Annotated in this window: 24 protein-coding genes and 1 pseudogene; 16 read left to right on the top strand and 9 right to left on the bottom strand. The window is 68.8% G+C overall.

The window, feature by feature from the left end; all coding sequences use genetic code 11:
• Positions 1–194 precede the first annotated feature (194 nt).
• Positions 195–1,793, top strand: coding sequence for a TROVE domain-containing protein (locus ACYQ78_RS12775; protein ID WP_459801007.1), 1,599 nt, complete (start codon positions 195–197; stop codon positions 1,791–1,793).
• Here ACYQ78_RS12775 and ACYQ78_RS12770 read toward each other — a convergent pair.
• Positions 1,790–3,604, bottom strand: a complete 1,815-nt coding sequence (locus ACYQ78_RS12770) for a sigma-70 family RNA polymerase sigma factor (protein ID WP_459801006.1) — start codon at positions 3,602–3,604, stop codon at positions 1,790–1,792. The two genes, ACYQ78_RS12775 and ACYQ78_RS12770, sit on opposite strands and share 4 nt — an antisense overlap.
• 224 nt (positions 3,605–3,828) lie before the next feature.
• Here ACYQ78_RS12770 and ACYQ78_RS12765 point away from each other — a divergent pair, with 224 nt between their 5' ends.
• Complete coding sequence (locus ACYQ78_RS12765) at positions 3,829–4,392, top strand: DUF305 domain-containing protein (RefSeq protein ID WP_459801005.1); 564 nt, start codon at positions 3,829–3,831, stop codon at positions 4,390–4,392.
• A complete protein-coding gene (locus tag ACYQ78_RS12760; protein WP_459801004.1) occupies positions 4,389–5,975 on the top strand; it encodes a ferredoxin reductase family protein in 1,587 nt (528 codons plus the stop codon). The genes ACYQ78_RS12765 and ACYQ78_RS12760 overlap by 4 nt, the downstream gene beginning before the upstream one ends.
• Before the next feature lie 15 nt (positions 5,976–5,990).
• On the opposite strand, the gene ACYQ78_RS12755 is transcribed toward ACYQ78_RS12760, so the two are convergent.
• On the bottom strand, positions 5,991–6,497 hold the full coding sequence (locus ACYQ78_RS12755; protein WP_459801003.1) for a DUF397 domain-containing protein: 507 nt from the start codon (positions 6,495–6,497) through the stop codon (positions 5,991–5,993).
• 20 nt (positions 6,498–6,517) lie between these two features.
• On the bottom strand, positions 6,518–7,447 hold the full coding sequence (locus ACYQ78_RS12750) for a helix-turn-helix domain-containing protein (protein ID WP_459801002.1): 930 nt from the start codon (positions 7,445–7,447) through the stop codon (positions 6,518–6,520).
• Positions 7,448–7,863: 416 nt separating this feature from the next.
• Here ACYQ78_RS12750 and ACYQ78_RS12745 point away from each other — a divergent pair, with 416 nt between their 5' ends.
• From ACYQ78_RS12745 to ACYQ78_RS12725, 5 genes and pseudogenes are all read left to right on the top strand, one after another.
• Positions 7,864–8,343, top strand: coding sequence for a hypothetical protein (locus ACYQ78_RS12745; RefSeq protein WP_459801001.1), 480 nt, complete (start codon positions 7,864–7,866; stop codon positions 8,341–8,343).
• A gap of 181 nt (positions 8,344–8,524) precedes the next feature.
• A complete protein-coding gene (locus ACYQ78_RS12740) occupies positions 8,525–9,397 on the top strand; it encodes a lytic polysaccharide monooxygenase auxiliary activity family 9 protein (RefSeq protein WP_459801000.1) in 873 nt (290 codons plus the stop codon).
• 60 nt (positions 9,398–9,457) lie between these two features.
• Entirely contained in the window at positions 9,458–9,982 is a 525-nt protein-coding gene (locus tag ACYQ78_RS12735; protein WP_459800999.1) for a DUF305 domain-containing protein, read from the top strand.
• A gap of 2 nt (positions 9,983–9,984) precedes the next feature.
• A pseudogene (locus tag ACYQ78_RS12730) lies at positions 9,985–10,389 on the top strand (GNAT family N-acetyltransferase); the annotation flags it as partial.
• 57 nt (positions 10,390–10,446) lie between these two features.
• A complete protein-coding gene (locus ACYQ78_RS12725; RefSeq protein WP_459801768.1) occupies positions 10,447–11,208 on the top strand; it encodes an aldo/keto reductase in 762 nt (253 codons plus the stop codon).
• Here the strand turns inward: ACYQ78_RS12725 and ACYQ78_RS12720 are convergent.
• On the bottom strand, positions 11,200–11,703 hold the full coding sequence (locus ACYQ78_RS12720) for a VOC family protein (RefSeq protein WP_459800998.1): 504 nt from the start codon (positions 11,701–11,703) through the stop codon (positions 11,200–11,202). The genes ACYQ78_RS12725 and ACYQ78_RS12720 overlap by 9 nt on opposite strands.
• 98 nt (positions 11,704–11,801) lie before the next feature.
• Here ACYQ78_RS12720 and ACYQ78_RS12715 point away from each other — a divergent pair, with 98 nt between their 5' ends.
• Entirely contained in the window at positions 11,802–12,014 is a 213-nt protein-coding gene (locus ACYQ78_RS12715; RefSeq protein WP_459800997.1) for a hypothetical protein, read from the top strand.
• Between the two features lie 14 nt (positions 12,015–12,028).
• On the opposite strand, the gene ACYQ78_RS12710 is transcribed toward ACYQ78_RS12715, so the two are convergent.
• Positions 12,029–13,246, bottom strand: coding sequence for an ROK family protein (locus ACYQ78_RS12710; protein WP_459800996.1), 1,218 nt, complete (start codon positions 13,244–13,246; stop codon positions 12,029–12,031).
• 118 nt (positions 13,247–13,364) lie between these two features.
• Between ACYQ78_RS12710 and xylA the strand changes: the two genes are divergently transcribed.
• The 5 genes from xylA to ACYQ78_RS12685 all read left to right on the top strand — a co-directional run bounded on the left by xylA (position 13,365) and on the right by ACYQ78_RS12685 (position 19,021).
• The gene (gene xylA / locus ACYQ78_RS12705) at positions 13,365–14,507 is read left to right on the top strand and encodes a xylose isomerase (RefSeq protein ID WP_459800995.1); all 1,143 of its coding nucleotides are present in this window, start codon (positions 13,365–13,367) and stop codon (positions 14,505–14,507) included.
• Positions 14,507–15,868, top strand: coding sequence for a xylulokinase (gene xylB, locus ACYQ78_RS12700; protein WP_459800994.1), 1,362 nt, complete (start codon positions 14,507–14,509; stop codon positions 15,866–15,868). The genes xylA and xylB overlap by 1 nt, the downstream gene beginning before the upstream one ends.
• 131 nt (positions 15,869–15,999) lie before the next feature.
• Positions 16,000–16,677 carry a DUF998 domain-containing protein gene (locus ACYQ78_RS12695; protein ID WP_459800993.1) on the top strand — a complete coding sequence of 226 codons (678 nt, stop codon included), beginning with the start codon at positions 16,000–16,002 and terminating at the stop codon, positions 16,675–16,677.
• 80 nt (positions 16,678–16,757) lie between these two features.
• Positions 16,758–18,662, top strand: a complete 1,905-nt coding sequence (locus ACYQ78_RS12690) for a sensor histidine kinase (RefSeq protein WP_459800992.1) — start codon at positions 16,758–16,760, stop codon at positions 18,660–18,662.
• The gene (locus ACYQ78_RS12685) at positions 18,659–19,021 is read left to right on the top strand and encodes a DUF742 domain-containing protein (protein ID WP_459800991.1); all 363 of its coding nucleotides are present in this window, start codon (positions 18,659–18,661) and stop codon (positions 19,019–19,021) included. Before ACYQ78_RS12690 ends, ACYQ78_RS12685 begins: the two co-directional genes overlap by 4 nt.
• Here the strand turns inward: ACYQ78_RS12685 and ACYQ78_RS12680 are convergent.
• From ACYQ78_RS12680 to ACYQ78_RS12665, 4 genes are read right to left on the bottom strand one after another with little or no spacing between them, the layout of a single operon-like run.
• On the bottom strand, positions 19,018–19,593 hold the full coding sequence (locus ACYQ78_RS12680; RefSeq protein WP_066360591.1) for a GTP-binding protein: 576 nt from the start codon (positions 19,591–19,593) through the stop codon (positions 19,018–19,020). The genes ACYQ78_RS12685 and ACYQ78_RS12680 overlap by 4 nt on opposite strands.
• Positions 19,574–19,942 (bottom strand): DUF742 domain-containing protein, encoded by a 369-nt coding sequence (locus tag ACYQ78_RS12675; RefSeq protein ID WP_459800990.1) that lies wholly within the window; start codon positions 19,940–19,942, stop codon positions 19,574–19,576. Before ACYQ78_RS12675 ends, ACYQ78_RS12680 begins: the two co-directional genes overlap by 20 nt.
• Complete coding sequence (locus ACYQ78_RS12670; RefSeq protein ID WP_061296723.1) at positions 19,939–20,346, bottom strand: roadblock/LC7 domain-containing protein; 408 nt, start codon at positions 20,344–20,346, stop codon at positions 19,939–19,941. The genes ACYQ78_RS12675 and ACYQ78_RS12670 overlap by 4 nt, the downstream gene beginning before the upstream one ends.
• Positions 20,343–22,739 carry a sensor histidine kinase gene (locus ACYQ78_RS12665; RefSeq protein ID WP_459800989.1) on the bottom strand — a complete coding sequence of 799 codons (2,397 nt, stop codon included), beginning with the start codon at positions 22,737–22,739 and terminating at the stop codon, positions 20,343–20,345. Before ACYQ78_RS12665 ends, ACYQ78_RS12670 begins: the two co-directional genes overlap by 4 nt.
• A gap of 225 nt (positions 22,740–22,964) precedes the next feature.
• On the opposite strand from ACYQ78_RS12665, the gene ACYQ78_RS12660 reads away from it, so the two are divergent.
• Positions 22,965–23,762: an SDR family NAD(P)-dependent oxidoreductase gene (locus ACYQ78_RS12660; protein WP_459800988.1), complete on the top strand. Its 798-nt coding sequence runs from the start codon at positions 22,965–22,967 to the stop codon at positions 23,760–23,762.
• A gap of 127 nt (positions 23,763–23,889) precedes the next feature.
• Positions 23,890–25,149: an alpha/beta hydrolase gene (locus ACYQ78_RS12655; protein ID WP_459800987.1), complete on the top strand. Its 1,260-nt coding sequence runs from the start codon at positions 23,890–23,892 to the stop codon at positions 25,147–25,149.
• Positions 25,150–25,187: the final 38 nt, after the last annotated feature.

Genomic DNA, 25,187 nt, shown 5'->3' with positions numbered 1-25,187 from the left:
CGGTTGACATGCCATATCCGCGCCATCCTCGAACGGCACCAGGACGGGTCGAAGCAGGTCGGTTATCCCAAGACAGCCGATGCGGGTTCGAATCCCGCACCCTCGCCTAATTGAGGGTTAGTTCAAATGGAAGAGCAGCTGTAAACGCGGCCAGCGTCCCCACATCCGTCCACTCTCGTCCCGGAGGAATTGTCGTGAAGAACATCCGTGACCCTCTCGCCGACTACGGCCCCGGCAAGGTGCGCAACGCGGCCGGTGGCGTCGTATTCGAGAAGGACCTGTGGCAGCGGGTTGAGGACTTCCTCATTCTCGGTACGTCCGGCGGCACCTACTACGTCGACGCCGGCAAGCTGACCGAGATCAACGTCGGCGTCGTCTACAAGGCGCTGCGCGCCGACGGCCCGCGCGTGGTCGAGATGCTCACCGAGATCTCCACCGCCCGGCCGCCCCGCGCGCCCAAGAACGCGCCCGCCCTGTTCGCCCTCGCCGCCGCCTACGCGCGCGGTGACGAGGCGACCCGCCGGGCCGCCAAGTCGGCGCTGCCCAAGGTCGCCCGGACGACCGACCACCTCGCGACCTTCTTCGGCTACTACAAGAACCTCGGCGGCAAGCGGACCGCGCAGGGCACCAGCCCGGTCATGGGCCGCTCGCTGCGGACCGCCCTCGGCTCGTGGTTCCTGGAGGGCGACGCCGACGACGTCGCGTTCAAGGTCTGCAAGGCGGGCCAGCGCAAGACGCCGTCGGGTGAGGCGTTCGCGCTGCGCGACGTGCTGCGGATGGCCCACCCCTCGGGCGACACCGAGCAGCGCAAGGTGCTGTTCGGCTGGATCGCCGGCAACGTCGGCGACGACGTGGCCCGGCAGGCGCTGCCCTCGGTCGACCGTTTCCTCACCGCGAAGGCGGTGACCACGGTCGAGGAGGCGACCCGCCTCGACGTGCCGTGGGAGTTCCTGCCCGACGCGATGCTGACCGAGCCCAAGGTCTGGGACCACCTCGTCGACACCATCGGCATGACCGCGCTGCTGCGCAACCTCGCCCGGATGACCCGCATCGGCACGCTCGTGCCGCTGGGCGACGCGACGCGGCGGACGGTCGCCCGGCTCACCGCGTTCCACCAGCTCCGCAAGGCCCGCATCCACCCGCTGGACGTCTGGCTCGCGATGCGCGTCTACGGTTCCGGCCAGGGCCGTAACGGCGCGACGTGGAAGCCGGTTCCGGCGATCATGGACGCGCTGGAGGAGGCGTACGAGAAGTCGTTCGGCGCGGTGAAGCCCACGGGCAAGCGGCTGCTGCTGGCGGTCGACTCGTCCGGCTCGATGGCCTACCAGCAGTGCGTGGTCGGCGGCTCGCCCGTCGGCACGCCCTACGAGGTCGGCTCGGCCATGGCGGTCATGCTGGCGCGCATCGAGAAGGGCAACGTCCACGCCATCGAGGTCGACACCCGGGTGCACGACTCGAAGGTGAGCGCCCGGACCAACCTGCGCGACATCGCCAAGTGGCGGCCGTCGGGCGGCGGCACCGACCTGTCGCTGCCGTTCAAGTACCTGCTCGACGAGCGCATGCGCGTCGACGGCGTCGTCGTCTTCACCGACAACGAGACGTGGGCGGGCCGGGGCGCGCCGGTCGACATGCTGGCCCGCTATCGCAAGACGATCGGCCGGGACACCCGGGTGGTCGTGGCGGCGATGACGGCGGCCGGTTACTCGATCGCCGACCACAACGACCCGGACGCGCTCAACGTCGCCGGCCTCGACGCGTCGCTGCCGCTGATCGTGAACGGCTTCATCCGCTAACGGGCCTGCTGGAACGCCTTTCCGGCCCGGGTGGCGACGCCGTCCTCGGTGAACAGCCCGCTGTTCGGTTCGGCCTCCTTGGCGGGGAGGCCGAACCACGCGTACCGCTGCACGTAGGGCAGGGACGCGAGCATCTTCGACGATGCGGCGAGGAAGGCGGCCTGCTCGGCGTCGGAGGCGTACTTCGAACCGTTCGAGAAGTCGATCAGGGCGTATTCGGTCAGCCAGATCGGCTTCCTGTAGCGCTGGTAGACGTTCTGGAGATAGCTCTTGAGCTGCTGCGTCGCGGCGGCGGCGCGGAAGTCGCCGCCGTACCAGTGCAGGGTGATGAAGTCGACCCGGTAGCCGTTCTTCTTGGCGCCCTTCATGAACCGGTCGAGCCAGCCGCCCGGCGTGTCACCGCCGAACGCGACGCCGGGGGAGCCGAGGATCTTGCCGGCCTTCTGGAGCTGCGGCCAGAGCTCCAGCGCGCGCTCGACGGTCATGTTCGCCTGCCCGGCCAGGTCGGGCTCGTTGAAGCTCAGCAGGTAGGGGCCCGCCTGCTTCGCCTCGGCAAGCGCCTGCGGCGTGACACTGTCGGCGCCCCAGATCATCGGGACGAACTCCACATTCCTGGGTGTCTGTACGCCGTTCTGGTGCGACGCCCAGGTGTAGTACCACCGCGCCCCCGACTTCGCGAGGGAGGTGCTGACCCCGTTCATCGGCCAGACCCCGACGCCCTTCTTGACGGAGGGGGCGGCGAGTGGTGGCGGCTGCACCGTCTTGGACGGTTTCGGCGAGGGCTTCGGTGACGGTTTCGGCGACGGCTTCTTCGAAGGGGAGGGCTTCGCCACCGGCGTCTCGCTGACCACCACGCTCGGCGATGGCGGCGCGACGGCGACGAGAGGCGGCGGTTCGTCGGTCGTCCAGGGCTGGAGCACGAACGCGCCCGAGGCCACCGCCGCCACCCCGGCCGCAGCGGTCAGGGGGATCCAGACGCTCTTGGCCGCCACGGCCGTCGTCTTGATCGCCACCGGCGCGAGCAGCTTCGTCAGCACGAACCCGGCCGGTACGGCCACCAGCGGCAACCCGAGGAGCAGCCGTTCGAGGGGGACCATGCCCTGGGTACGGCGCCCGCAGTTCGCGCATCCCCTGATGTGCCGGGCGAACCGCTTGCGCCACAGCGGCGACGGCACCCCGTCCCAGCCCAGGAACATGCCCCTGAGCTCGCCACACTGCGCGGGCGCGTTCAGGCAGCGCACGACGCTCTGCGCGACCTCGATCTGCTCTTTCATCCGCTGCACCCGCACGGCCGCGTGCTTGGCCGAGATGCCCAGCGACGACGCCAGGTCGGCCCGCCCGAGCTCCCCGGTCTCCTCCAGCCACCACAGCGACAGCAGCGCCCGGTCGTCGGGATCGAGCCAGCGGGTCGCCTCGGCGACCTCGCGCCGCTGGTCGGTCAGGCCGAGCTGGAGGATGGTCACCCCGGCGAAGTCGGAGGCCGGGTCGGCCACCTCGGTCGCGGTGTCGAGGTCGGTCCTGCGGTGCTGCGCGGTGCGCTTCTCGGCCTCGTGGTCGCGGACCTGCCGGACCGCGATCGCCACCAGCCATGATCGGTAGGCGTCGAGGTCGCGCAGCCCCGGCAGGCCGCGGACCATCCGGATCAGGGTCTCCTGGACCACGTCGTCGGTGTCGTTGTGGCCGTTCAGGGCCCTGCCGACGATGTTGTAGACGAGCGGCAGGGAGTCGGCGACCAGGCGGTCGAGGGCAGCCTGGTCTCCGTCGCGTGCCGCCGCGACCATCGTCGTATCGGGCCCGCTCCTCGCTGGCATGCTGCATCCCCTTCTGAGGGCCGTGCTTCGGAGACCCCGCCGTGGGGCCGGGGACAACGAAATCTACTGAACCTTTTTTGGTGATTTTTGTTGTTCTGCCGTGACCTGCGGGTCTCCGGTTACAGGAGGGGCGCGCCCGCGTCCCCACGATCCCCCATAGACGCCCCACATGGGCACGAATCGCCACAAAAAGGTCCTCACAGCTCACGAGAAGGGACGTTGAAGTGCGACTGACGTCTGGCGCACCCTGGGTTGTCGCGCTCGCGGCCCTTCTGGTGACCGGCTGCACCGCCCCGCGAATCGAAGGTCCTGCCGCGGCGGCGGTGCAGCCCGCAACAACGGCTACGGCAGCCGTGTTCAACCCCACGGACATGGCCTGGATCCAGCTGGAGATCCCCATGACCGAGTCGGTGCTGGCACTGACGGACCTGGCGCCTGAACGCACAGCGAATCCGTCAGTGCTGGCCCTGGCTTCTCAGGTGGCGGCCGAACAGCAGCAGCAACTTGTGGGACTAAAGGGTTTGTTGAGTAAAGCGGGGCTTCCGTCGACAAACGTCCACGAGGGTCACGACATGCCCGGTATGGTGACGAAAAGCGATCTATTAATAGCGCAAGGCCTGAACGACGGGCCGTTCGACACGCTATTTCGGAAACACCTAAAGGACTTTTTGACCCAGTCCCTTTTGGTAGCGAAAGGCGAACAGACATCCGGCGCGAACGAGGCGACGAAACAGCTCGCCGCGAGCCTGTCGGCCGCCCGTTCGACGACCCTGGCCGACCTGAAATGACGACGTATTGGGAGTCGCTCCTCAAACCACCAACAGACGCCAATTGGGAGTCCCTCCTCGACGAAGACGGCCCCGCCACGGGCACCCTTCTCCCCGTGCCGCCACCCCCGGCCCCGCGAGCCGCCGCGTCGACTCCCGCCCTGTCCGGCCCCTCGACCGGCACGCTGCTCGCGATTTCCTCGCTCCCGGACATGGGGGCGACTCCCCCCATTCCGTCGTCCCCCGAGGCGGGCGAGTTGATTTCCCCTCCATCAACCTCCGCGGGCAGACGCCCCGGACGTCGTGCCGCTGCGCCGGCACCACACTTCCGCACCAGCACGTGGGTGGCGGGCGCCATGTGGACCGGCGCCCTCCTGGCCACCGCCGACTGCTGGCTCGACCTGCCGTCAGTGGCCTCCACCGCCGACGGCCTGGCCTGGCTGGGCCGCCTGACCGGCCTGCTCGCCGGCTACGGCGCCGCGATCCTGGTCGCCCTCATGGCCCGCGTCCCCTTCCTGGACCGCACCATCGGCGCCGACCGCCTGTCCCGCTGGCACGCTCTGGGCGGCCGGGGCATCCTGGCCCTGTCGGTCGCCCACATGGTCTTCGCCATGACCGCCCATGTGCTGAGGTCCAGCGCGTGGGAGGGCACGTTCGGTCTCGTCCTGTACGGCCCCGGCATCCTTGAGGCGACCGTCTCCCTGGCGCTGCTGCTGGCAGTGGGCCTGATCTCGGCGCGGGCGATCCGTTCCAAGATGTCGTACGAGGCCTGGCACTACGCCCACTTCCTCACCTACCTGGCCATCTACCTGGGCTTCGCCCACCAGCTCACCGGCCCGTCGTTCGGCGGCCTGGCCTCCTGGGCCTGGCGGGCTCTCTACATCGGCGTGGCCGTGCTCCTGATCTGGAACCGCTTCGCCGTCCCGGTGATCCGCTCGCGCAGACACGACCTGAGGGTGGCCGGGATCCGGCGCGAATCGGCCGACGTGGTCTCGGTCTACATCGCCGGCGACGACCTGGACAGGCTCAAGGCGGAGCCGGGCCAGTTCTTCCGCTGGCGCTTCCTGACCAAGGGCATGTGGTGGGCGGCGAATCCCTATTCGCTGTCGGCCGTCCCCAACAGCCGCCACCTGCGCATCACCGTGAAGGCGGCCGGCACCCACAGCCGCGCCCTCTTCTCCCTGACCTCCGGAATCCGAGTCTGGGCCGAGGGCCCCTACGGCGCCCTGACCGCCGCCCGCAGCCGCTCGAACAAGATCCTCCTGATCGCGGGCGGCGTGGGCATCAGCCCGCTCAGGGCCCTGTTCGAGTCGATGCCCGGACAACTGAGCCTGCTCTATCTGGCCCGCACGATCGAAGACCTGGTCCTGCGAGCCGAACTCGACGCCATCGCCCGCGCGAGGGGCGCCCGAGTCCACTACACGATGAACGAGGACCTGACGGTCCCTCTCACGGGGCGTTCGTTGTCACGCGCCATTCCCGATTTGGCCGAATATGACGTGTTTGTCTGTGGTCCGCGAGGCATGACCCAGAAGGCCCTCAACGCGTTGAGGCGGGCAGGCGTCCCCAAGCAGCAGATCCACTTGGAGAACTTCGACTTCTGAACTACTTGGTCTGAACTACTTGGCGTCGAACTCGCCCCGGCGAACCCCGGCCAGGAAATCGCGCCATTCGTCCCAGGTGAAATCGAGAACCGCGCTTTCGCCGCCGTGCTTACCGTCACGCACCCGGACGGCGTCGTCGGCGAAGGCCACCTCGACGCATCCACCGTTGTTGCACGCCCGTCGCCAGACGTCTTCGTCGGTGGACTCGCGGCTCATGACGGTTGCTCCCTGAAGATCGACTGCTAAGTGCTCGCACGGTACCACGGGGGCCGAGGGAGTGTAGCCGCCGTTGGCAGATTTGTCGTCTATCCGTGAAGGTACATTTACAACCTGCTCTGGAGGCCCACTGTAGTTTCCCGCCTTGACGGCGCCGGTGAACAGGATCCAGTCGTCGGTGGGGAAAACGAGAATCGCCGGTTGCCGCCGTTCGGTGGAACCCAGACTAACGCTCCGGCCTGAGATGGCGGCCCGAACGCAGGACCCGCCGTTACATTCGCTGGAAATGCGCCAATCGAGGTTCATGCGCTTCTCCTTGATCGCTATCAGGTGCCGGACCCCGCCGCCTCCGAATGCTGAAACGCGGCTTTTATTCCCTTTAATAGAGTGATTGAAGCGCCGGGTGAGAGTGCCGTCTCCTTCAGTCTCTGAACGGTCTCGAGGTATACGGCGACTTCCGAGGGCTTCTCGGTGTATTCCACCGTGCCGACGGATTCCAGATAGACGATCGACGCGTCGGGCTCGGGGAGCTGAAAGAGAACGAAGGGGCTGTCCATGCCGGTGTAGGCACCCATGGTGAACGGCATGATCTGCAGGCTGATCCGGCCTGATTCGGTGATCTCGACGAGATGGTCGATCTGGCCGCACATCGTCTTGGGTCCGCCGATGTGCCGCCACAGCGCGCCTTCGTCGAGAAAGGACCGGAAGTCCAGTGGAGGGTCGTCGCGCAGCAGGCGCTGCCGGTGGAGCCGGGCCTTGATCCGGCGTTCGACGGCCGATGCGGAGAGCGTCGGCACGATGCCCCGGATGAGGGCCCGCGCATAGTCCTCCGTCTGCAGCAGACCGGGGACATAGGAGATCTCGACCTCGGTGATCGCCGTCGCGGCGGCCTCGAGGTCCATGTACGTGTAGACGGCGTCGTCCCCGATGTCGCCGAATTCCTGGCGTAGCACCTGCTGCCGTGAATCACGGGCCATGGAGATCAGCTCGGCGATGAACAGGACGTCGGTCACGCCGTAGATGGCGCAGAGATCCTGGACGTCCCGCACGCTCGCGCCGCGTTGCCCCGTCTCCAACCGGCTGATCTTGGCCGTACTGGAATGCAGCAGCGCCGCGACGGTCTCCAGCGTCATCCGGGACTGCTGGCGGAGGCTTTTCAGCCGGGAGGCGAGTTGACGTCTGCGGATGGTCAGGTTGGTCCCGCTCATGGCACGCCCCGATGGTCGAATTCCTGTGCCGAGGCTCTGCAGGGTCAAGTGGTAATTACCACTTAGGGTCGCCTAGGTATGTTTCCGGTCGAATGGCGTTATAAACGGATTGGGAACGCTACCGGAGGGGTGTGAACTGGGGCCATCTCTGACCTAAATAAAGCAGGGCCCGATGTTGGCGCATCGGGCCCCGGAGTTGAAGACCGCCGCTCAGTGCTCAACAAAGGACGATCCACCATGCAGATTAACCCAAGAGGTGGGGAATTGTCGCCCCCACGTGGCTTATTGGACCGAATCACCGGCCTCATCAAACGTCTCAGTGACAACCTCTATGCAGAACCCGACGCTTTCGCCTTCGTCGTCGGCTGGGAGATCGAACGGAAGTGGAATCGCCGGACATACCGGGATCCACGTTTCAACGAACTTCGGGCGAACAGGTCGGCCGCCTCTCCGGGGAGCCGGAGATGACCAGGCAACTCGTACGTGCCCTGGAAAGCAGGGTGGCGCCACCGAACCCCTTCGTGGTGGTCTGGCGCTGGCGTTACGAAGCGGCTCTCCTCATCGGGGGGCCGTTTCTCGTCTCGTGGGCCGGCTGGCAGGTCGCGATCAGCGTGGCCGGGCTCCTCGCCGGTCTCGTGTCCGCGTCACCGTTCGCGCGCAGGCTCGCCCTGGCCCGGATCCGGTGTGTCGTCACGCCGCACCGGATCCGCACCGCCTGTGCCGAAGCCCTCATCGTCACCCGGAAGGGCAGGTTGCCGGTCGTCCTCTGGATCCGGCCGACCAGCACGGGGGAGCGGGTGTGGATCTACTGCCGGGCCGGGATCACCGTGGCCGACTTCGTGGAGACCGCGCCGCTCATCGCCTCGGCCTGCTGGGCCCGGGAGGTGAGAGTCACGGAGTCACCCCGCCGACCGGCGGTCGTTCACGTGGATGTCATCCGATGACTTGCGTTGTCAAGAATCCTGAGAGATCCTTTCTCTTAGGAAGGTTTCTTTATAGAAAGCTTAAGTCCGCGGCCGTCACCCCGCGTTCCCAAGCTGATCTTCCGTCATGGGCTCCGGCTCTCCTCATGAGGTGGCCGGAGTTCGCGTATCCGCTCCACGGAGCTCCACGGAGGAGAGCCAGGTGTTACGTAACAAGGTGGCTGCAGCCGCCGCCGGTCTGATGGCCGGCTCGCTGCTCGTGATCCTGCCGTCCGCGCCCGCCAGCGCCCACGGCACCATGTCGAACCCCCCGAGCCGGGTCTACCAGTGCAAGAACGAGGGGCCCGAGTCGCCCGACTCGGCCGCCTGTGCCGCCGCCGTCGCCGCGGGGGGCACCCAGGCCTTCTATGACTGGAACGAGGTCTCCCTGCTCGAAGCGGGTGGCCGTCACCGGGAGATCATTCCCGACGGGAAGCTGTGCAGCGCGGGGCGGGACAAGTACCGGGGGCTCGACCTCCAGCGCACCGACTGGCCGGCCACGCCGTTCTCGGCGGGGCCGCGGACCATCACCTACCACGCGACCGCGCCCCACTCCAACAGCAACTTCGAGTTCTACATCACCCGTGAGGGCTGGAACCCGTCGCAGCCGCTGCGCTGGTCGGATCTGGTGCACATCCAGACGTTCAACAACTTCAACCCGACCACGTTCACCAACTGGACGATCAACATCCCGCAGCGGACCGGCCGCCACATCCTCTTCTCGATCTGGCAGCGCGTGGTGGGCTCGAACGAGGCCTTCTACACCTGCTCCGACGTGGCCTTCTCCGGCGGCACCAACCCCACTCCGACGCCGACGCCCACCCCCACGGTGACGCCGACGCGGACGCCGACCCCCACGCCCACCCCGACCGTGACGCCGACGCAGAACCCCGGCGGCACCTGGGCGCCCGGCGTCGCCTACCAGACCGGTGCGCGGGTGACCTACGGCGGTGTCACCTACCAGTGCCGCCAGCCGCACACCTCGCTCGTCGGCTGGGAGCCCCCGAACGTGCCCGCCCTGTGGCTGCGCGTCTGATCTCGTGAGTGAACGCGGGCCGCGTCCGACGGGCGCGGCCCGCCGTCGAAGGAGGCGGGCATGCGACGGCTGCTCATCGTTCTCTTCCTCGCCTGTACGGCCTGCGCCGGCGTACAGGAGGAAGCCCCGGTCAACGCGGCCGACGTGATGTTCCTGCAGATGATGGTCGAGCACAACAAACAGGGCCACGAGCTGGCCAGGCTCGCCGAGAACCGCGACCTGCCCGTGAAGGTCGAGCAGCTCGCGTCGGCGATGCGGGTCACCCAGGAGACCGAGACGAGCACGATGACCACGTGGCTCATGCAGTGGGAGCAGCCCCTCACCCTCGACCAGGACGCCCACCACGCCCACGGCGGCACCTCGATCGACGCCAAGAAGGATCTGGCCCGCCTGAAGAAGGCGAAGGACGCCGACTTCGTCCACGAACTCCTCAACGCCCTCATCGCGCACCAGGACGACGCCATCCAGTTCGCCCGGTACGAGAAGGGCAGCGGGTCCAACCCCGGAGCGCTCGACCTGGCCAAGCAGATCGACGTCGCCCGGTCGGCGCAGATCACGTACATGCTGGACCTGCTTGACTCGTAGGCATGCCGGAACTCCAGTTACTGCGGGCCGACCACGCGGGCCCGCTCCTGACCTTCGAGACCGACAACCGCGCCTTCTTCTCGCGCACCGTGCCCGACCGGCGCGACGCCTACTTCGCCAATTTCGCCGCCAACCACCGCGACCTCCTGAGGGAACAGGAGGCGGGCACGATCCGCTTCCACGTCCTGGTGGGCGGCGACGGTGAGATCCTGGGCCGGTTCAACCTGTTCGACCTCGACGGCGGCACCGCCGAACTGGGCTTCCGGGTGGCCGAGAAGGCGACCCGCAGGGGAGTGGCCTCGGCGGCGGTCCGGGAGCTCTGCGACCTGGCGAAGGGCTACGGGCTGCGCGGTCTGCGAGCCCGCGCCGATGTCGGCAACACCGGTTCCCGCCGCGTGCTGCGGCGCAACGGGTTCGTCCCGACCGGCGAGACCACCTTCTGGCGCGACCTCCACGACGAGTTCCTGATCGGCGGGGAACTGCGCGTCCGCCGCCTCGGCTTCGGCGCCATGCACCTGTCACCCGGCGACGGCGACGTGGTCAGACGCGCGGTCGACCTCGGCGTCACGCTGATCGACACCGCGTACCTCTACGGCTGGGGCGCCAACGAGGAACTGCTGGCCGGCACGTTGTGGCCGTACAGAGAAGAACTGCTCGTGACCACCAAGGTCGGCGTGGCTCAGCCCGGTCAGTTGGACGGACGACCGGAGGTCCTGCGCACCCAGGTGGACGCCGCCCTGAAGCGCCTGCGCATGGACAGGCTCGACCTGCTCCAGCTCCACCGGATCGACCCCGACGTGCCCCTCGCCGACCAGGTCGGCACGCTCGCCGAACTGAAACACCAGGGCAAGATCGGCCACATCGGGCTCTCCGAGGTCACCGTCGACCAGCTCGCCGAGGCGCGCGGGATCGTCGAGGTGGCGAGCGTCCAGAACCGCTACAACCTGCTCGACCGCGAGCACGAACCGGTCCTGGACGCCTGCGAGAAGGCCGGAATCGCCTTCCTGCCCTGGCGTCCGGTGCTGCGGGGGGTCACCGACCCCGCGGTCGCCGAGGTCGCGGCCGACATCGGCGCGACCCCGGCCCAGACGAGCCTCGCCTGGCTGCTGGCCCGCTCCCCGGTCATGCTCCCCATCCCCGGTACGTCCAAGATCGCGCACCTGGAGGAGAACGTCGCCGCCGGGGCGATCCGGCTCAGCCGCAACCAGCTCGAAAAGCTAACGTGATACGCCGATCCCGCCCGGTGTCGTGGCGCCGAAGCGTTCGATGTCCTTGGCCAGGTTCAGCGGCTTGATCGACGCCTTCCCCGTGGCGATCTCGGCGGTGATCAGGTCGGCGGGGACCAGCCACGACACCTCGAACTCCAGGCCGTCGGGGTCCTTGGCGTAGAGGGCCTTGGTCGTCGAGTGGTCGGAGGCCCCGGCCAGCGCGCCGAGTTCGCTCAGCCTGATCTGGATGCGCTCCAGTTCGGCCAGCGTGTCGACCTCCCACGCCAGGTGGTAGAGCCCGACCGCGCCACGCCCGGCCGTCGTGGGCCCCGCGTCGGCCCCGACCTCGAACAGGCCCAGGTCGTGGTCGTTCGACGAGCCCTCGGCCTGGAGGAAGGCGGCACCGGGGAACCCCATGACCACTCGGAAGCCGAGGGCCTTCTCGTAGAAGTCGACGCTGCGTGCGACGTCGCGGACGTACAGCACGGCGTGGTTGAGTCGCTGAACCGGCATGACTCCAGCAGCAACCGGGGATCTCGGCTTGTTCCCGCGAAACTGTCGGTGCCAGGTCCTAAGGTGGTCGGCGGCCATCTCGAAGGGGGACGTGAAGGATGATCGTCGACCGCGTGGCGCGGGAGCGCGCGGAGAATCACATGCTGTTCCAGGCCGTCCACGAGGTCGCGCTGCACCATGCCGGTGGCGCGCTCGAAGACGTGTTCGCGGCCTTGCAGGCAGCGCTGCCGCCATCGCCGAGACTGTCCGGCGACGAGGTGCGTCGCATCGCCGAGCAGATCAGCGTGGGCCGCGATCCGTCGGGTCTGTGAGCCGCCCGATCGTCTCAGGCCGGTGAGTCGTCCGGCCGGCGCGGGTCCCTGCGGTCGGTGAGGCGTTCCGACAGCGCGGCCGGGTCGGTGACGACGGTTTCCAGCACCTGACCCGCCGCGCCGAGCGCCGCCGCCTCCGAGCCCAGCCGGGAGACCTCGACCGGCGGGGCGGTGGCGCGCATCTGGGCCAGGCGTCCGCCGATCGTCTCGGCGACGACCCCGCCGATCCACGGGAACAGCGGCGCGTAGATCCCGCCGAGCACGATCGTGTGCGGGTCGACCAGGTTGATCGCCGACGACAGCGCCACGCCGAGCGCCCAGCCCGCCTTCTCGCAGGCCGCCTTCGTGGTGGGGTCGCCGTGTTCGAGGTGGGCGACGATCGCGTCGATCCCGTGGGCGAAGGGGCTCCGGTCGGAGACCGCGTCGAGGAAGGCGTCCTGGCCCGCATACTGCTCCAGGCATCCCCGGGCGCCGCAGCGGCATTCGGGGCCCTCCGGGGTGACGACCACGTGGCCGAGCTCGCCCGCGAAGCCACGCGAACCGCGGAACAGGGCGCCGTTCACGACGAGCCCGGCGCCGATGCCGATCTCGCCCGAGACGTAGAGGAAGTCGGCGCGTCCGGCGCCGAACCACAGCTCGCCGAGGGCGGCCAGGTTCGCCTCGTTCTCCACGCGCAGCGGCACGCCCAGATCCAGCGCCGTTCCGACGGGCACGTTCCGCCAGCCGAGGTTGGGGGCGTTGTGGATCTCGCCCGACTCGACGTCGACCGGGCCGGGCACGGCCAGACCGGCGCCGACGACCAGCAGGCCGGTCCCTTCGGCCTGGGCGAGGGCCGACAGGGCCAGGCGCCGGAGGTCGCCGATGACGTCCATCGGCTTTGACAAGCGGTTGTCGACCGCCTGGGTGAGGCGCAGCCTGACGCGGCGGGTGAGGTCGACCACCCTCACCGACAGATAGTCGACGTTGATCTCCAGGCCGATGGCCGCCACCCGGTCTCCGCTGACCCGGACCTCGACCCCCGGACGGCCGCGTTCGCCGGCCCTTATGGCGCCGGTCTCCACCACCAGCCCGGCGTCGAGCAGGTCCGCCACCAGCTTGGATACGGTGGTCTTGGTCAGACCGGTCACCTCGGCCAGCGACGCCCGCGTGAGCGATCCGTGCGATCGGACCTCTCGCAGGACGAGCGCGAGGTTGCGCGCCCGCATCGCGTCGTGCCGTACGGCCTGCGCCATTCGCACCTCCTGACAGTCGGTCCAGAAATCTGGACGAAATCCTAGACACGCCTACTTGACCGGCACGAGTCCCCGTTCCATATTTAGTCCACAACGTAGACTAATTCGGAGGCGCCCCATGTACACCCCCACTCCCGAGGACAAGTTCACATTCGGGCTGTGGACTGTCGGCTGGCAGGCGCGCGACCAGTTCGGCGACGCCACCCGGGCTCCGCTCGACCCGGTCGAGACCGTGCACAAGCTGGCCGAGCTCGGTGCATATGGCGTGACCTTCCACGACGACGACCTGCTCGCCGTGGAGCCCGACCGCGACAAGGCGATCGAGAACTTCAAGAAGGCCCTGGCCGACACCGGCCTCAAGGTCCCGATGGCCACCACCAACCTGTTCACCCACCCGGTGTTCAAGGACGGCGGCTTCACCAGCAACAACCGCGAGGTCCGCCGCTACGCCATCCGCAAGGTCATCAAGAACCTCGACCTGGCGGCCGAGCTGGGCGCCAAGACCTACGTCTGCTGGGGCGGCCGCGAGGGCGCCGAGTCGGACGCCGCGAAGGACATCCGCGCCGCGCTCTCCCGTTACAAGGAGGCCATGGACATCCTGAGCCAGTACGTCATCGACAAGGGCTACGACATCCGCTTCGCGATCGAGCCCAAGCCGAACGAGCCCCGGGGCGACATCCTGCTCCCGACCGTGGGTCACGCGCTGGCGTTCATCAACGAGCTCGAGCACCCCGAGATGGTCGGCCTCAACCCCGAGACCGGTCACGAGCAGATGGCGGGCCTGAACTACTACCACGCGATCTCCCAGGCGATGTGGCACGGCAAGCTGTTCCACCTCGACCTCAACGGCCAGCGTGGCATCAAGTACGACCAGGACCTCATCTTCGGGCACGGCGACGTCCAGAACGCCTTCTTCCTGGTCGACCTGCTGGAGCACGGCGGCTACGAGGGCCCCCGCCACTTCGACTACAAGCCGGTCCGCACCGACGACAAGGAAGACGCCTGGGAGTCGCTCGCGGCGAACATGCGCACCTACCTGATCCTCAAGGAGAAGGCCAAGGCCTACCGGGCCGACCCCGAGGTCCAGGCCGCGCTGGCCGCCAGCAAGGTCGACGAGCTGGGCGCCCGTACCCTGGCCGAGGGCGAAACCCTCCAGGACCTGCTGAACGACGAGTTCGACCTCGACGGCGTGGCCGAGCGCGGCTACCACTTCACCAAGCTGTCGCAGCTCGCCCTCGAGCACCTGTTCGGCGTGCGGTAATGACGCTCGTCGCGGGGGTCGACTCGTCGACCCAGAGTTGCAAGGTCGTGGTGCGCGACGCCGAGACCGGCGCGCTGGTCCGGGAAGGCCGGGCCAAGCACCCCGAGGGCACCGAGGTCCACCCGAGCCACTGGTGGACGGCGCTCCAGGAGGCCATCGCCCAGGCGGGCGGCCTCGACGACGTCGCCGCGGTGTCGGTCGGCGGTCAGCAGCACGGCATGGTCTGCCTCGACGAGGCGGGCGAGGTCGTGCGCCCGGCGCTGCTGTGGAACGACACCCGATCCGCCCAGGCGGCCCGCGACCTGATCGCGGAGCTGGGCGGCCCGGAGAAGTGGGCGGAGGCGGTGGGCAGCGTGCCCGTCGCGTCGTTCACCGTCACCAAGCTGCGCTGGCTGGCCCAGCACGAGCCGGAGAACGCCGCGCGCACCGCGTCGGTCTGCCTCCCGCACGACTGGCTGACCTGGAAGCTCGCCGGCACCCCCGCGACCGTCACCACCGACCGCGGGGAGGCCTCCGGCACCGGCTACTGGTCTCCGGCCACCGGCGCCTACCGCCTCGACCTGCTGAAGCTGGCCCTCGGCCACGTTCCGCAGGTCGCCACCGTCCTCGGCCCGCGCGAGCAGGCCGGGACGCACAACCAGGCCCTGCTGGCGCCGGGCACCGGCGACAACATGGCCGCCGCCCTCGGTGTCGGCGCCCGTCCGGGTGACGTCATCGTCTCCATCGGGACGTCCGGCACGGCCTTCGCCGTCGCCGAGCACCCGTCGGCGGACGCGTCCGGAGGTGTCGCCGGGTTCGCCGACGCCACCGGGCGGTTCCTGCCGCTGGTCGCCACGATGAACGCCGCCCGCACGCTCGACGCGGTCGGCAGGGTGGTCGGCGCGGGTCCGGCCGAGCTCAGCGATCTGGCCCTGGGGGCGCCTCCCGGTGCCGACGGCCTGACGCTCGTGCCGTACCTGGAAGGGGAGCGCACCCCGAACCGGCCCGACGCGACCGGCTCGTTCCACGGGCTGCGGCTGGCCAACGCGACGCCGGGGCACTTCGCCCGCGCGGCCGTCGAGGGCATGCTGTGCGGCCTCGCGGACGCGCTCGACGCGCTCGGCCTGGCACCCAACCGGGTGCTGCTGATCGGCGGCGGCGCGCGCTCGGAGGCCGTGCGCACCATCGCCCCCAGCGTGTTCGGCGTGCCGGTGCACGTGCCCCCGCCCGGGGAGTACGTCGCCGACGGCGCCGCCCGCCAGGCCGCCTGGCTGCTCTCGGGCACCGAGGAGGCACCCGAGTGGGCCGCCGGAGAGGTCACCGTCTACGAGGGTGACCCCATCCCCGGCCTGCGCGAGCGCTACAAGGAAGCCGCGAAGTGACCCGCCGGGGGTGGGGGAAACCCCACCCCCGGACCTGCGGCGACCCTGATCTCCCCTAGGGGGTATCCATCAGGGGCGAATAGGGTCTTAACCGGATGCATATCCGGCGGTCAAAGAGGCACTCTCGAAGTATGGTCAAGAGGCTCTTTCCCGCTCTCGCGGTCGCCGGTCTGGTGCTCGCGATGGCCGCCGTTGTGGCCGGTCAGCTTGATCCCACCCCTCACCTCGACCCGGTCGCGCTGTCGATCAGCGAGTACGCCGCCCAAGAGCGCGGCGTGCTGACCGAGTTCACCTTCGCCATGCTGGGCCTGGCCTCGCTGGTGCTGCTCGCCGGCCTCAAGGCCGCCTCGGCGCCGATCGACGGCTGGCCGGAGCGGCTGCTCCTCCTGTGGTCCCTCACCCTGCTCGCGATCGCGGTGCTTCCGTGGGCGCGCGTGCAGGACTATCTCCTGGCGGTGGCGTTCCTGGCGCTGCCCGCCGCCACCGCGCAGCTCGCGGGCCGGTTCGGCGACCACGAAGAGTGGCGCCCGGCCGCCCGGACGCTCGAATGGCTCACCCTGCTCGCCGGTCTCGGCCTGGCCGCCGTCACCTACGTGGCGCTGCCCGGCCGGGGTGTGATGATCGGCGCGGTGGAGCGTGGTCTGCTGCTCGTCGAGTTCGCGCTGGTCGTGGTGCTGGCGTGGCAGCTGGTGCGAGTGCGGCTCATGACCGCGATCCCTACAGTTCGGGGAGTGGTCCGTCAGCCGCTTCACGGGCCGGTGCAAAACGCCACGTCCGAGGCCGTAAGTCCACATGCTCACGCGGCGTGATCAGACAACACAAATTCACGAACAAAACAAACCGGGGCAAACTGCTAACCTCATCGGCTACATACGGCCGATGAGGTGCCATGGCTTCGAGCAGATCCATCCGGTTCAAGATTTCCACGCTGTTGATCATTCCGCTGGTCTCACTCGTGGGCCTGTGGGCGTTCGCGGCCGCGATCACCACCGGTGACTCACTCGATCTCCTCAAAGTCGAACGCCTCTACGACGGCGTCGGCCGCCCCGGAGACACCCTCGTCCTCGGCCTTCAGCGGGAGCACCTGCTGTCGGCCGAGTTCGTCGCCACCGGCACCCGGGAGGCCTTCGAGAGCCTCGTCGAACAGCGTTTGGTCACCGACGACGCCCGCAAGAACCTGCGCGGGCTGTCCCGCGTCCCCGACGTCCAGAACGCGCTGACCCCGGCCATGAAGGGTCGCTACAGCGACGTCATGGCGGCCGTCGACGAACTCGACGACCTGCGCAACGACATCGACACCCGCGCGGTGGGCCTGACCGGCCTCGGCGAGCGGTTCGGCGTGCTGCCGACCGCGATGCAGGCGCTCGACAACACCATCACACCCGGCAACGACGTGCCGCTCTACCAGCAGAAGCGCAGCCTCGGCCTGCTGTCGTTCGCCAAGGACTTCCTGGCCCGCGAGAGCTCCCTGGGCGCCGGCGTGCTCATCAACGAGCGGCCGTTCACGGCCGAGGAGAGCCGGGCCTTCATCCGCTACTCCGGCACCCGCGACTTCCTGTTCGGACAGGGCATGAAGGAGCTCGACCCCGAGCTCCGCAAACCCTTCGAGGATCTCCTGGTCTCCGACGCCTACCGGTCGTACATCCGGCTGGAGACCCGCATCGTCAGCGCCGCCCCGGTGAACCACGCCGCGTGGCGCAAGGCCGTCGACGCCACCGAGAAGACCTTCCGCGAGGCCATCGTGTCGAGCGAGCAGCGTCTGTCGGTGCGGGCCGAGCCGGTGGCGATGAGCACGTTCGTCCGCACCGGCCTCGCCGGGGTGCTCGGGCTGCTCGCCGTCGTTCTGTCCCTTTTCGTCTCTGTACGTCTTGGGCGCGGCCTCACCCGGGAACTCGCCGGCCTGCGCGCCGCGGCACAACAGCTCGCCGAGGTCAGGCTGCCCCGGGTGGTGGAGCGCCTGCGGCGCGGCGAGAAGGTCGACGTGGCCGCCGAGGCGCCCGAGCTGGAACCCCCGGGCACCACGGGCGAGGTCGCCGACGTGGCGCACGCCTTCAGCGCCGTCCAGCACACCGCCGTGGACGCCGCCGTCGACCAGGCCCGGCTGCGCGAGAGCGTCGGACAGGCGCTGCGCAACCTCGCCCGGCGGAGTCAGGGGCTGCTCCAGCGGCAGCTCAAACTGCTCGACGGGATGCAGAGGCGTACAGAGGACCCGGGCTCTTTGGAAGAGCTCTTCCGGCTCGACCACCTCACCACCCGCATGCGGCGCCACGCCGAGGGCCTGATCGTGCTGTCGGGCGGCACGCCGGGCCGGACCTACCGGCAGGCCGTGGCCGTCGCCGAGATGGTCCAGGGCGCGGTGGCCGAGGTGGAGGACTACACGAGGGTCCGCGTCTACCCGATGCCCGAGACGGCGGTCAAGGGCGCCGCCGTCGCCGACCTGATCCACCTGTTCGCCGAGCTCATCGAGAACGCCACGACCTACTCGCCGCCGCAGACCGAGGTGTCGGTCCGGGGCGAGGGGGTCGCCAAGGGCTTCGCGGTCGAGATCGAGGACCGGGGGCTCGGGCTCTCCCCAACCGACCTTGACAAGATCAACTCACGGCTGGCCAGCCCCCCGGAGTTCGACCTGGCCGACACCGACCGGCTCGGCCTGGTCGTCGTCGGCAGGCTGGCCACCCGACTGGGAGTTCGCGTGGAACTGCGGCAGTCGCCGTTCGGCGGGACCACCGCCATCGTCCTCATCCCGTCGTCGGCCCTCGCGCCGGAACAGGTGCTGGAAGGGGTACGCGCATGAGCGCGTCGTCCGAGGAGTGGGTCGACGACGGGCCGGTCGTCCGGTCCTACGCGCTCACGAGGGGGCGGGCCACGACCGACGCGCCCCTGGACCTCATGTCGGTGGTCGCGGCCACGGGCGCCAGGATCCAGCAGGGCGCCGATCTGGGCCGCGAACACCAGCGGCTGCTGTCGCTCATCCCCCGGTCGCGGCAGGTGGCCGACGTCGCGTCGGACGCCGACCTTCCGCTCGGTGTGGTGCGGGTCCTGCTGGGCGACCTGCTCGACCACGGCCTGATCCTGGTACGCCCGGCCAACACGGCCAAGCCCCCCGCGGAGAACATCCTCCGCGAGGTCATCAACGGCCTTCGGGCTCTTTAGCGCTGGGTCGCGGTCAGGGTCTTCAGGGCGTGCTCGACGAGCGTGACCAGGACGACCTTGGCCGAGGCCCGGCGACGCACGTCGCAGAGCAGGACCGGCAGGTCGGGGTCGAGGTCGAGGGCGATGCGCACGTCGTCGGGCTCGTAGCGCTCGGCGCCGTCGAAGCAGTTGACCGCGACGATGAACGGCGTGCCCCGCTGCTCGAAGTAGTCGATCGAGGGGAAGCAGTCGGTCAGCCTGCGGGTGTCGGCCAGCACGACCGCGCCCAGCGCACCGTAGGACAGCTCGTCCCACATGAACCAGAAACGTTCCTGGCCGGGCGTGCCGAACAGGTAGACGACGAGCCCTTCGCGGATCGTGATCCGGCCGAAGTCCATCGCGACCGTGGTGGTCGTCTTGGTCTCGACGCCATCGAGATCGTCCACGCCGACACCGCGGTCGGAGAGCACTTCTTCCGTCCGCAGCGGGCGGATCTCGCTGATCGCCCCGACCAGCGTGGTCTTGCCGACGCCGAAGCCGCCGGCGACGAGGATCTTGAGAGCGACCGGCTCGTCAGAGGGCGCGAAGGCCATTGATCACTTCCTTGAGAATGCGCGCGCTTGGCAGCGGCGCAACCTGAGCCGGTGGGCGCACCCGCACCAGCCCCTGGTCCTGCAGATCGCCGATGAGCACCCGCACCACCCCGAGGGCGAGGTTCAGATCGGAGGCGATGTCGGCGACCGATGACGTGTCGGCCGCCAGCTGCAGGATGTGAACCTGTTCCGGGGAGATGTCGGCCCGGTCCCTCGGGCTCGCGCCGGTCGTCGTGATCAGCGCGATCAGGTCGAGGTCGTCGCCTGAGGATCGGGCCCGGCCACCGATGAGCGCGAAGGGACGGACGACGGGCCCGGCGTCGTCGTCCAGCCACTCCTTGCGCGTCACGGTGTCGTCCGCCGGGGGTTGGTCGAGATATGTTGACCCACCCTCTTCACCAGCATCGCCATCTCGTACGCGATGTGGCCGACGTCGGCGTCCGAGGCGGCCAGCACGGCCAGGCAGGTGCCCTGGCCGGCCGCCGTCACGAACAGGAACGCGGCCTCCATCTCGACGATGGTCTGGCGGACCTCGCCGCCACCGAAGTGGCGTCCGGCGCCCCTGGCCAGGCTCTGGAACCCGGCGGCCACCGCGGACAGGTGTTCGGAGTCCTCACGTGAGAGTCCCTGGGAAGCCCCCACGACCAGACCGTCGGTGGAGAGGATCACCGCCTGACGGACGGCCCCCACCCGGCTGATGAGGTCGTCGAGCAACCAGTTCAGTTCGCCGGACGCCGTGACTTTCCCGGTCATTCCTCACCCTTCTCGCCGTTCGCGTTATCTGCGTAGTCTGCATCCTCACGTCCCCTGCGCGCGCCCTGTTGGAACGCGGAGAACATCGCACGCGCCTGTTCCGGTGACCGTTCTTCCGTCGCTTCGGAGACCGGCGCGGGCAGAGGAGCCTCGATGAGCTGCGGCGCCATGTTGGCCTGCCTCACTCGTCGGGGCAGACCGTTGTGGGTGCCGCTGGCGACCGAGGTCGGCATGTTGTTCGGCAGAGTGGGCCGGGCGGAGCCGGAGTTGCCGTTGCCGCCGCCGTTACCCGTGGAGCCCGTCGTACGGGTCCGGGTGGGCAGGCCGCGCGCGGAGCGGACCGGCGTGTCCTCGGCCTCGATCGGGGGCACCAGCTCGACGGCCGGGACCGCCTCGACGCGCCGCTCGACCGGGGTGAAGTAGGGCGAGGGCTCGGGTTCGTCCACCGAGGGCTCGTCTTCCACCTGGAAGACCGGCTCCTCTTCGGATTCCTGCTTCTTGTGCCTGGGCTCGTGCCCCATGTCCGACTGCTCGTCGTCCTCGGCCGAGGACGCCACGGCACGGGAGCCGTTCCTCGATGACACGGAGGATGACACCGGGCCTCCCTGCGGCTGCGTCCCGTCGGAGACCAGGGCCCGGGGCATGAGCAGGATGGCGGTCGTGCCGCCGTACGGGGACGACCGCAGCACCACGCCGATGCCGTAACGGGCCGCGAGCTGACCGACCACGAACAGGCCGAGGCGGTCGGAGTCGGCCAGGTCGAACTCGGGGGGCGCGGCGAGCTTGGCGTTGATCTCGGCGTACTCCTCGGGCGCCAGCCCGAGACCGCGGTCCTCGACCTCCAGCACCAGGCCGTTGGCGACCAGTTCGGCGCGCACCTGCACCTTGGTCTGCGGCGGCGAGAAGATCGTGGCGTTCTCGATCAGCTCGGCCAGCAGGTGGACGACGTCGGCCACGGCCGCGCCGACCAGCGAGGCGCCCGGCATCGGCAGCACCGACACCCGGGTGAAGTCCTCGACCTCGGCGACGGCGGCGCGCATGACGTCCACGACAGGAACGGGCTTGCGCCACGACCGGCCGGGGGCCGCGCCCGAGAGGATGATGAGGCCTTCGGCGTGACGGCGCATGCGGGTCGTGAGGTGGTCGAGGCGGAACAGGTCCTCCAGCGACTCCGGGTCCTTCGACCGGCGCTGCATCGCGTCCAGGAGCGTGAGCTGGCGGTGCAGCAGGCTCTGGTTGCGGCGGGCCAGGTTGAGGAACACGTGGCCGACACCGCGCCGCAGGGCCGCCTGCCCGACGGCCGCCTCGATGGCGGTCCGCTGGACGGAACTGAAGGCGTGACCGACGTCCTCGACTTCCACGGACCCACCGGCTTCGAGCGGCGGCGCCTCGTGCTCGACGTCGACGTCCTCGCCCTTCTTGAGGCGGTCGACGACGCTGGGCAGCCGCTCGTCGGCCAGCTCGGTCGCGGCGTTGCGCAGACCGGCGAGGTCGGCGACCAGACGGCGGCCGAACCGGACCGAGAAGACGATCGTCGCCACGACGGCGATCAGACCCACACCACCCGCGATGGCGATCCGGCCGAGAATGCCGGTGGCCAGGTCGGCCGAGTAGGCGTTCAGCGCGTCGGTGGCGGGCACCCGCGCCCGGTCGAGCTCGCCGACCAGGCTGTCGGTGGTGGGCTGCCAGCGCATCACGTCGGGCGGCAGCGCACCGCCCAGCCGCTGCTGCGACAGGACCAGGTCCTCGATCTCGAGGAACCGCTTGTACAGGTCGGAGTTGAGCACCCGCTCGTACGGCGCCCGCACGTCGGCGGGCAGCACGGGGAGGTTCTTGGCGTAGTAGAACTTGCGCAGCGCGACGAACTCGGCGAACGCCTTGTGCGCCTCACCGGACATCTGGTTCTGCGCCAGCGAGCTCTTGACCAGGGCGTCTTCACGCGCCAGCATCTCGTGCGCCGTACCCATGGTCACCAGGGCGCTCGCCATCTGGAACATGGCCACGTCCGGGAGCTGCACCATCTGCTCGTAGAGGTTGAACAGCTCATCCAAGATCGTGTTGTACGCGACAATGGACTGCAAGGTGTTGAATTTGCCGACCGAGATCGAGTCGCGGATGGTCGACAGCTCGTCGAGAGCGCCGAGCAGGTCCTCCATGGACCGCTGGAGGCTCTCGGGCATGATCGACCGATTCTCTTCGGCCGTGGCGACCTTGACGAAGGAGTTCACCGTCGACGTGGTCTGCGCCTGTAGCGCGTTCAGCTCGGGGGAGGACGTTCGGTTCTCACTCAGCAGCTTGGCCACCATCGCGCGCTCCGCCTGGAGCCGGAGCCCGAGGTCGGTGGAGCTGACGCCGACGGACTCGTACAACTGGCCCGTCCGCAACAGTGCCACACCGTCACCGACGGTGAGGTTGAGGACGAATCCCCATAACGCGCTCAACGTCAGGAGAGGTAAGAGCAACAAGAGAAAGATCTTGAACCGAATCGACCGGTTTCTTGAACCCATGGCCACTCCTGCAGTGCGTGGAGGCTCGCGCCGCATTTGGGGGGAAATGCACCTCCGGAAGATCGCACAGGAGACTAGCACCGATACAGTTCGAGCGCAGTGGAGGAAATGATGATTAGCGTGATCACCGGGGCCAGTTCGGGCGTTGGTGCTGCTGCGGCCCTAGATCTAGCCAAAAAGGGATACCAACTTGTGTTGGTTGGTAGAGATCGCGATCGCTTGGAGTCGACCGCCTCTCGTGTCCGGTCTGTCACCGATCGCGAAGTTAGCGTAGAGATCGCCGACTTCGCTCGCCTGTCCGATGTCCGGGATCTGGCCGACCGAATCCGGGGGAAGTACGCCCACATCGACGTTCTGGCCAACAACGCCGGCGTCATGGTCCCCGACCGCAGGACGACTGCGGACGGTCACGAACTCATGATCCAGGTCAACCACCTCTCGCCGTTCCTGCTCACGAATATTCTTCTGGATCGCGTCGGGCGTGTCGTGACGACCTGTTCCCGCGCCGCGAAGTCGGGCAGGCTCGACCCGGAGGACCTCTCCCGGGAACGGCGCCGCTGGAACGGCTGGCTTCAGTATGGCGAAACCAAACAAGCGAACGCTTTATTCACGGTGGGCCTTGCTACTCGCGGGTGCAAAGCGACGTGTTTCCATCCCGGGGTCATCAAGACGTCATTCGCCGGCGGAACCTTGTTCATGAAACTCGTCACCTTGCCCGGGATGCACGAGCCCGTAGAGAAGGCGGCCTCACGTTTGGCCCACCTGGCGACGTCGGAGGATGGCGAGAAGCTGGCCGGGTCGTATTTCCGCGACAGCCGCCCGGAGAAGGTACCGACCCGGATGAGCGACCCCGACCTGGCCGAACGCCTGTGGTCGACGTCTGCTGAACTGGTGGGCTTGCCGAAGTAGGCCAGGGCGCGCGGCGTTCGCCGACCTTGAGATGTTCCGCCTGAGCGCTTCTCCGGCCGAACGGGCCGGCGCACGCCGCCCCCTTCTTTGAGATAACCATCCGTGACGAGTCGTTTACCATCTGCTGGTGACGTTCTGTCTAGCCGACGCCGAGTCGATGCGCCTGCTCGCCACCCGCCTCGACGACGCGGCCCGGGAGATCACCCGCCTGCAGGGCGGCTCGGTGAGCGTGGGCCTGCCCATCACCGCCCCCGCCGAACTGGCCCACTACGAGCTGCCCCTGCGCAACCTGGTCGAATGGTGCCACTCCTCAGCCGCCGACCTGCGCCGGAGGGCGGCGGTGGCGGCCCAGGCCGACCTGATCGACCACGTCCCGTTCCATGAGGCGCTGAAAACGGCAGCGGCGGGCGGCGTCGACGCCGAACTCACCGCCTTCGACGCACTGGGTGCTGATGGCGACGTGGCGGGGTTCTTCGCCGGGCTGGCTCCAGGGCGAGGCCTGGCGGTGGCCTTGGCCCGCGCAGCCGAGGTGGGCGGCCGCGCGGGCGTCCCGCTCGAACTCCGCTTCGCGGCCAACCAGCAGCTTGTACGCCTTGCGCGCGCCGAGGCGATCCGCTCGGGAGATCAGGCGGCGGCGGACAGATACGCCGAACTTCTGAACCCCGAACGGCAGTTGTTGTACTTCGACGCAAGGGGCACCGGCCTGATCGCCGAAGCCCTGGGAGACCTCACCGCGGCCAAGTCTGTCGCCATCATGGTCCCCGGCACGGGAAACTCCCTGGCCAACTACCATGCCGGCCCGGAAGGCGACTTCCGGCGATTCCACAAGGCCGTCTCCCGTCTCTCCGGGACACCGACGGCGACGATCATGTGGATCGGCTCGGAACTCCCACCGAATCTTGGTGTGGCGATGCTGACAAGCTACGCCGAACGCGCCGCACCGAAACTGCGCGAGTTCGCGGAGGGCCTCGATCTCGGGCCCGACGTGCGGACAACACTGATCGGCCATTCGTACGGAAGCGTGGTGACCGGCCACGCCGTCAGGGCGGGCCTGCATCCGGACAATCTCGTCGCCGTGGCCAGCCCCGGTTGGGGAGTCGACGACGCCACCGAACTCGACGCCCCCGAGACACACCTGTGGGCGATGCGCCACGACGGCGACGTCATCAAGCTCTTGGCACCCGTCGACGGCCTGATCCCGCCGATCCCGGTAGCGGGCCATGGGAACGATCCCATCTATCTACAAGGTGTTCGGCGCCTGCCCTCGGGCGGCGAATCGATGCTCGGAGTCGACAAGCACGCCCACTCCGACTACTTCGGCAACTCGGCGACCTCCCAGACCGCGACGACGAACATCGCCCGCGTGGTCGCCGGGCAGGTGGGCTGATGCGACATGTCCCGGCGCTGCTCGTGCTGTTTCTCGCG

The organism is Herbidospora sp. RD11066, assembly GCF_054661255.1.
The sequence above is the reverse complement of the archived record's forward strand: the minus strand, read 5'-3'. Positions and strand labels throughout refer to the sequence as shown.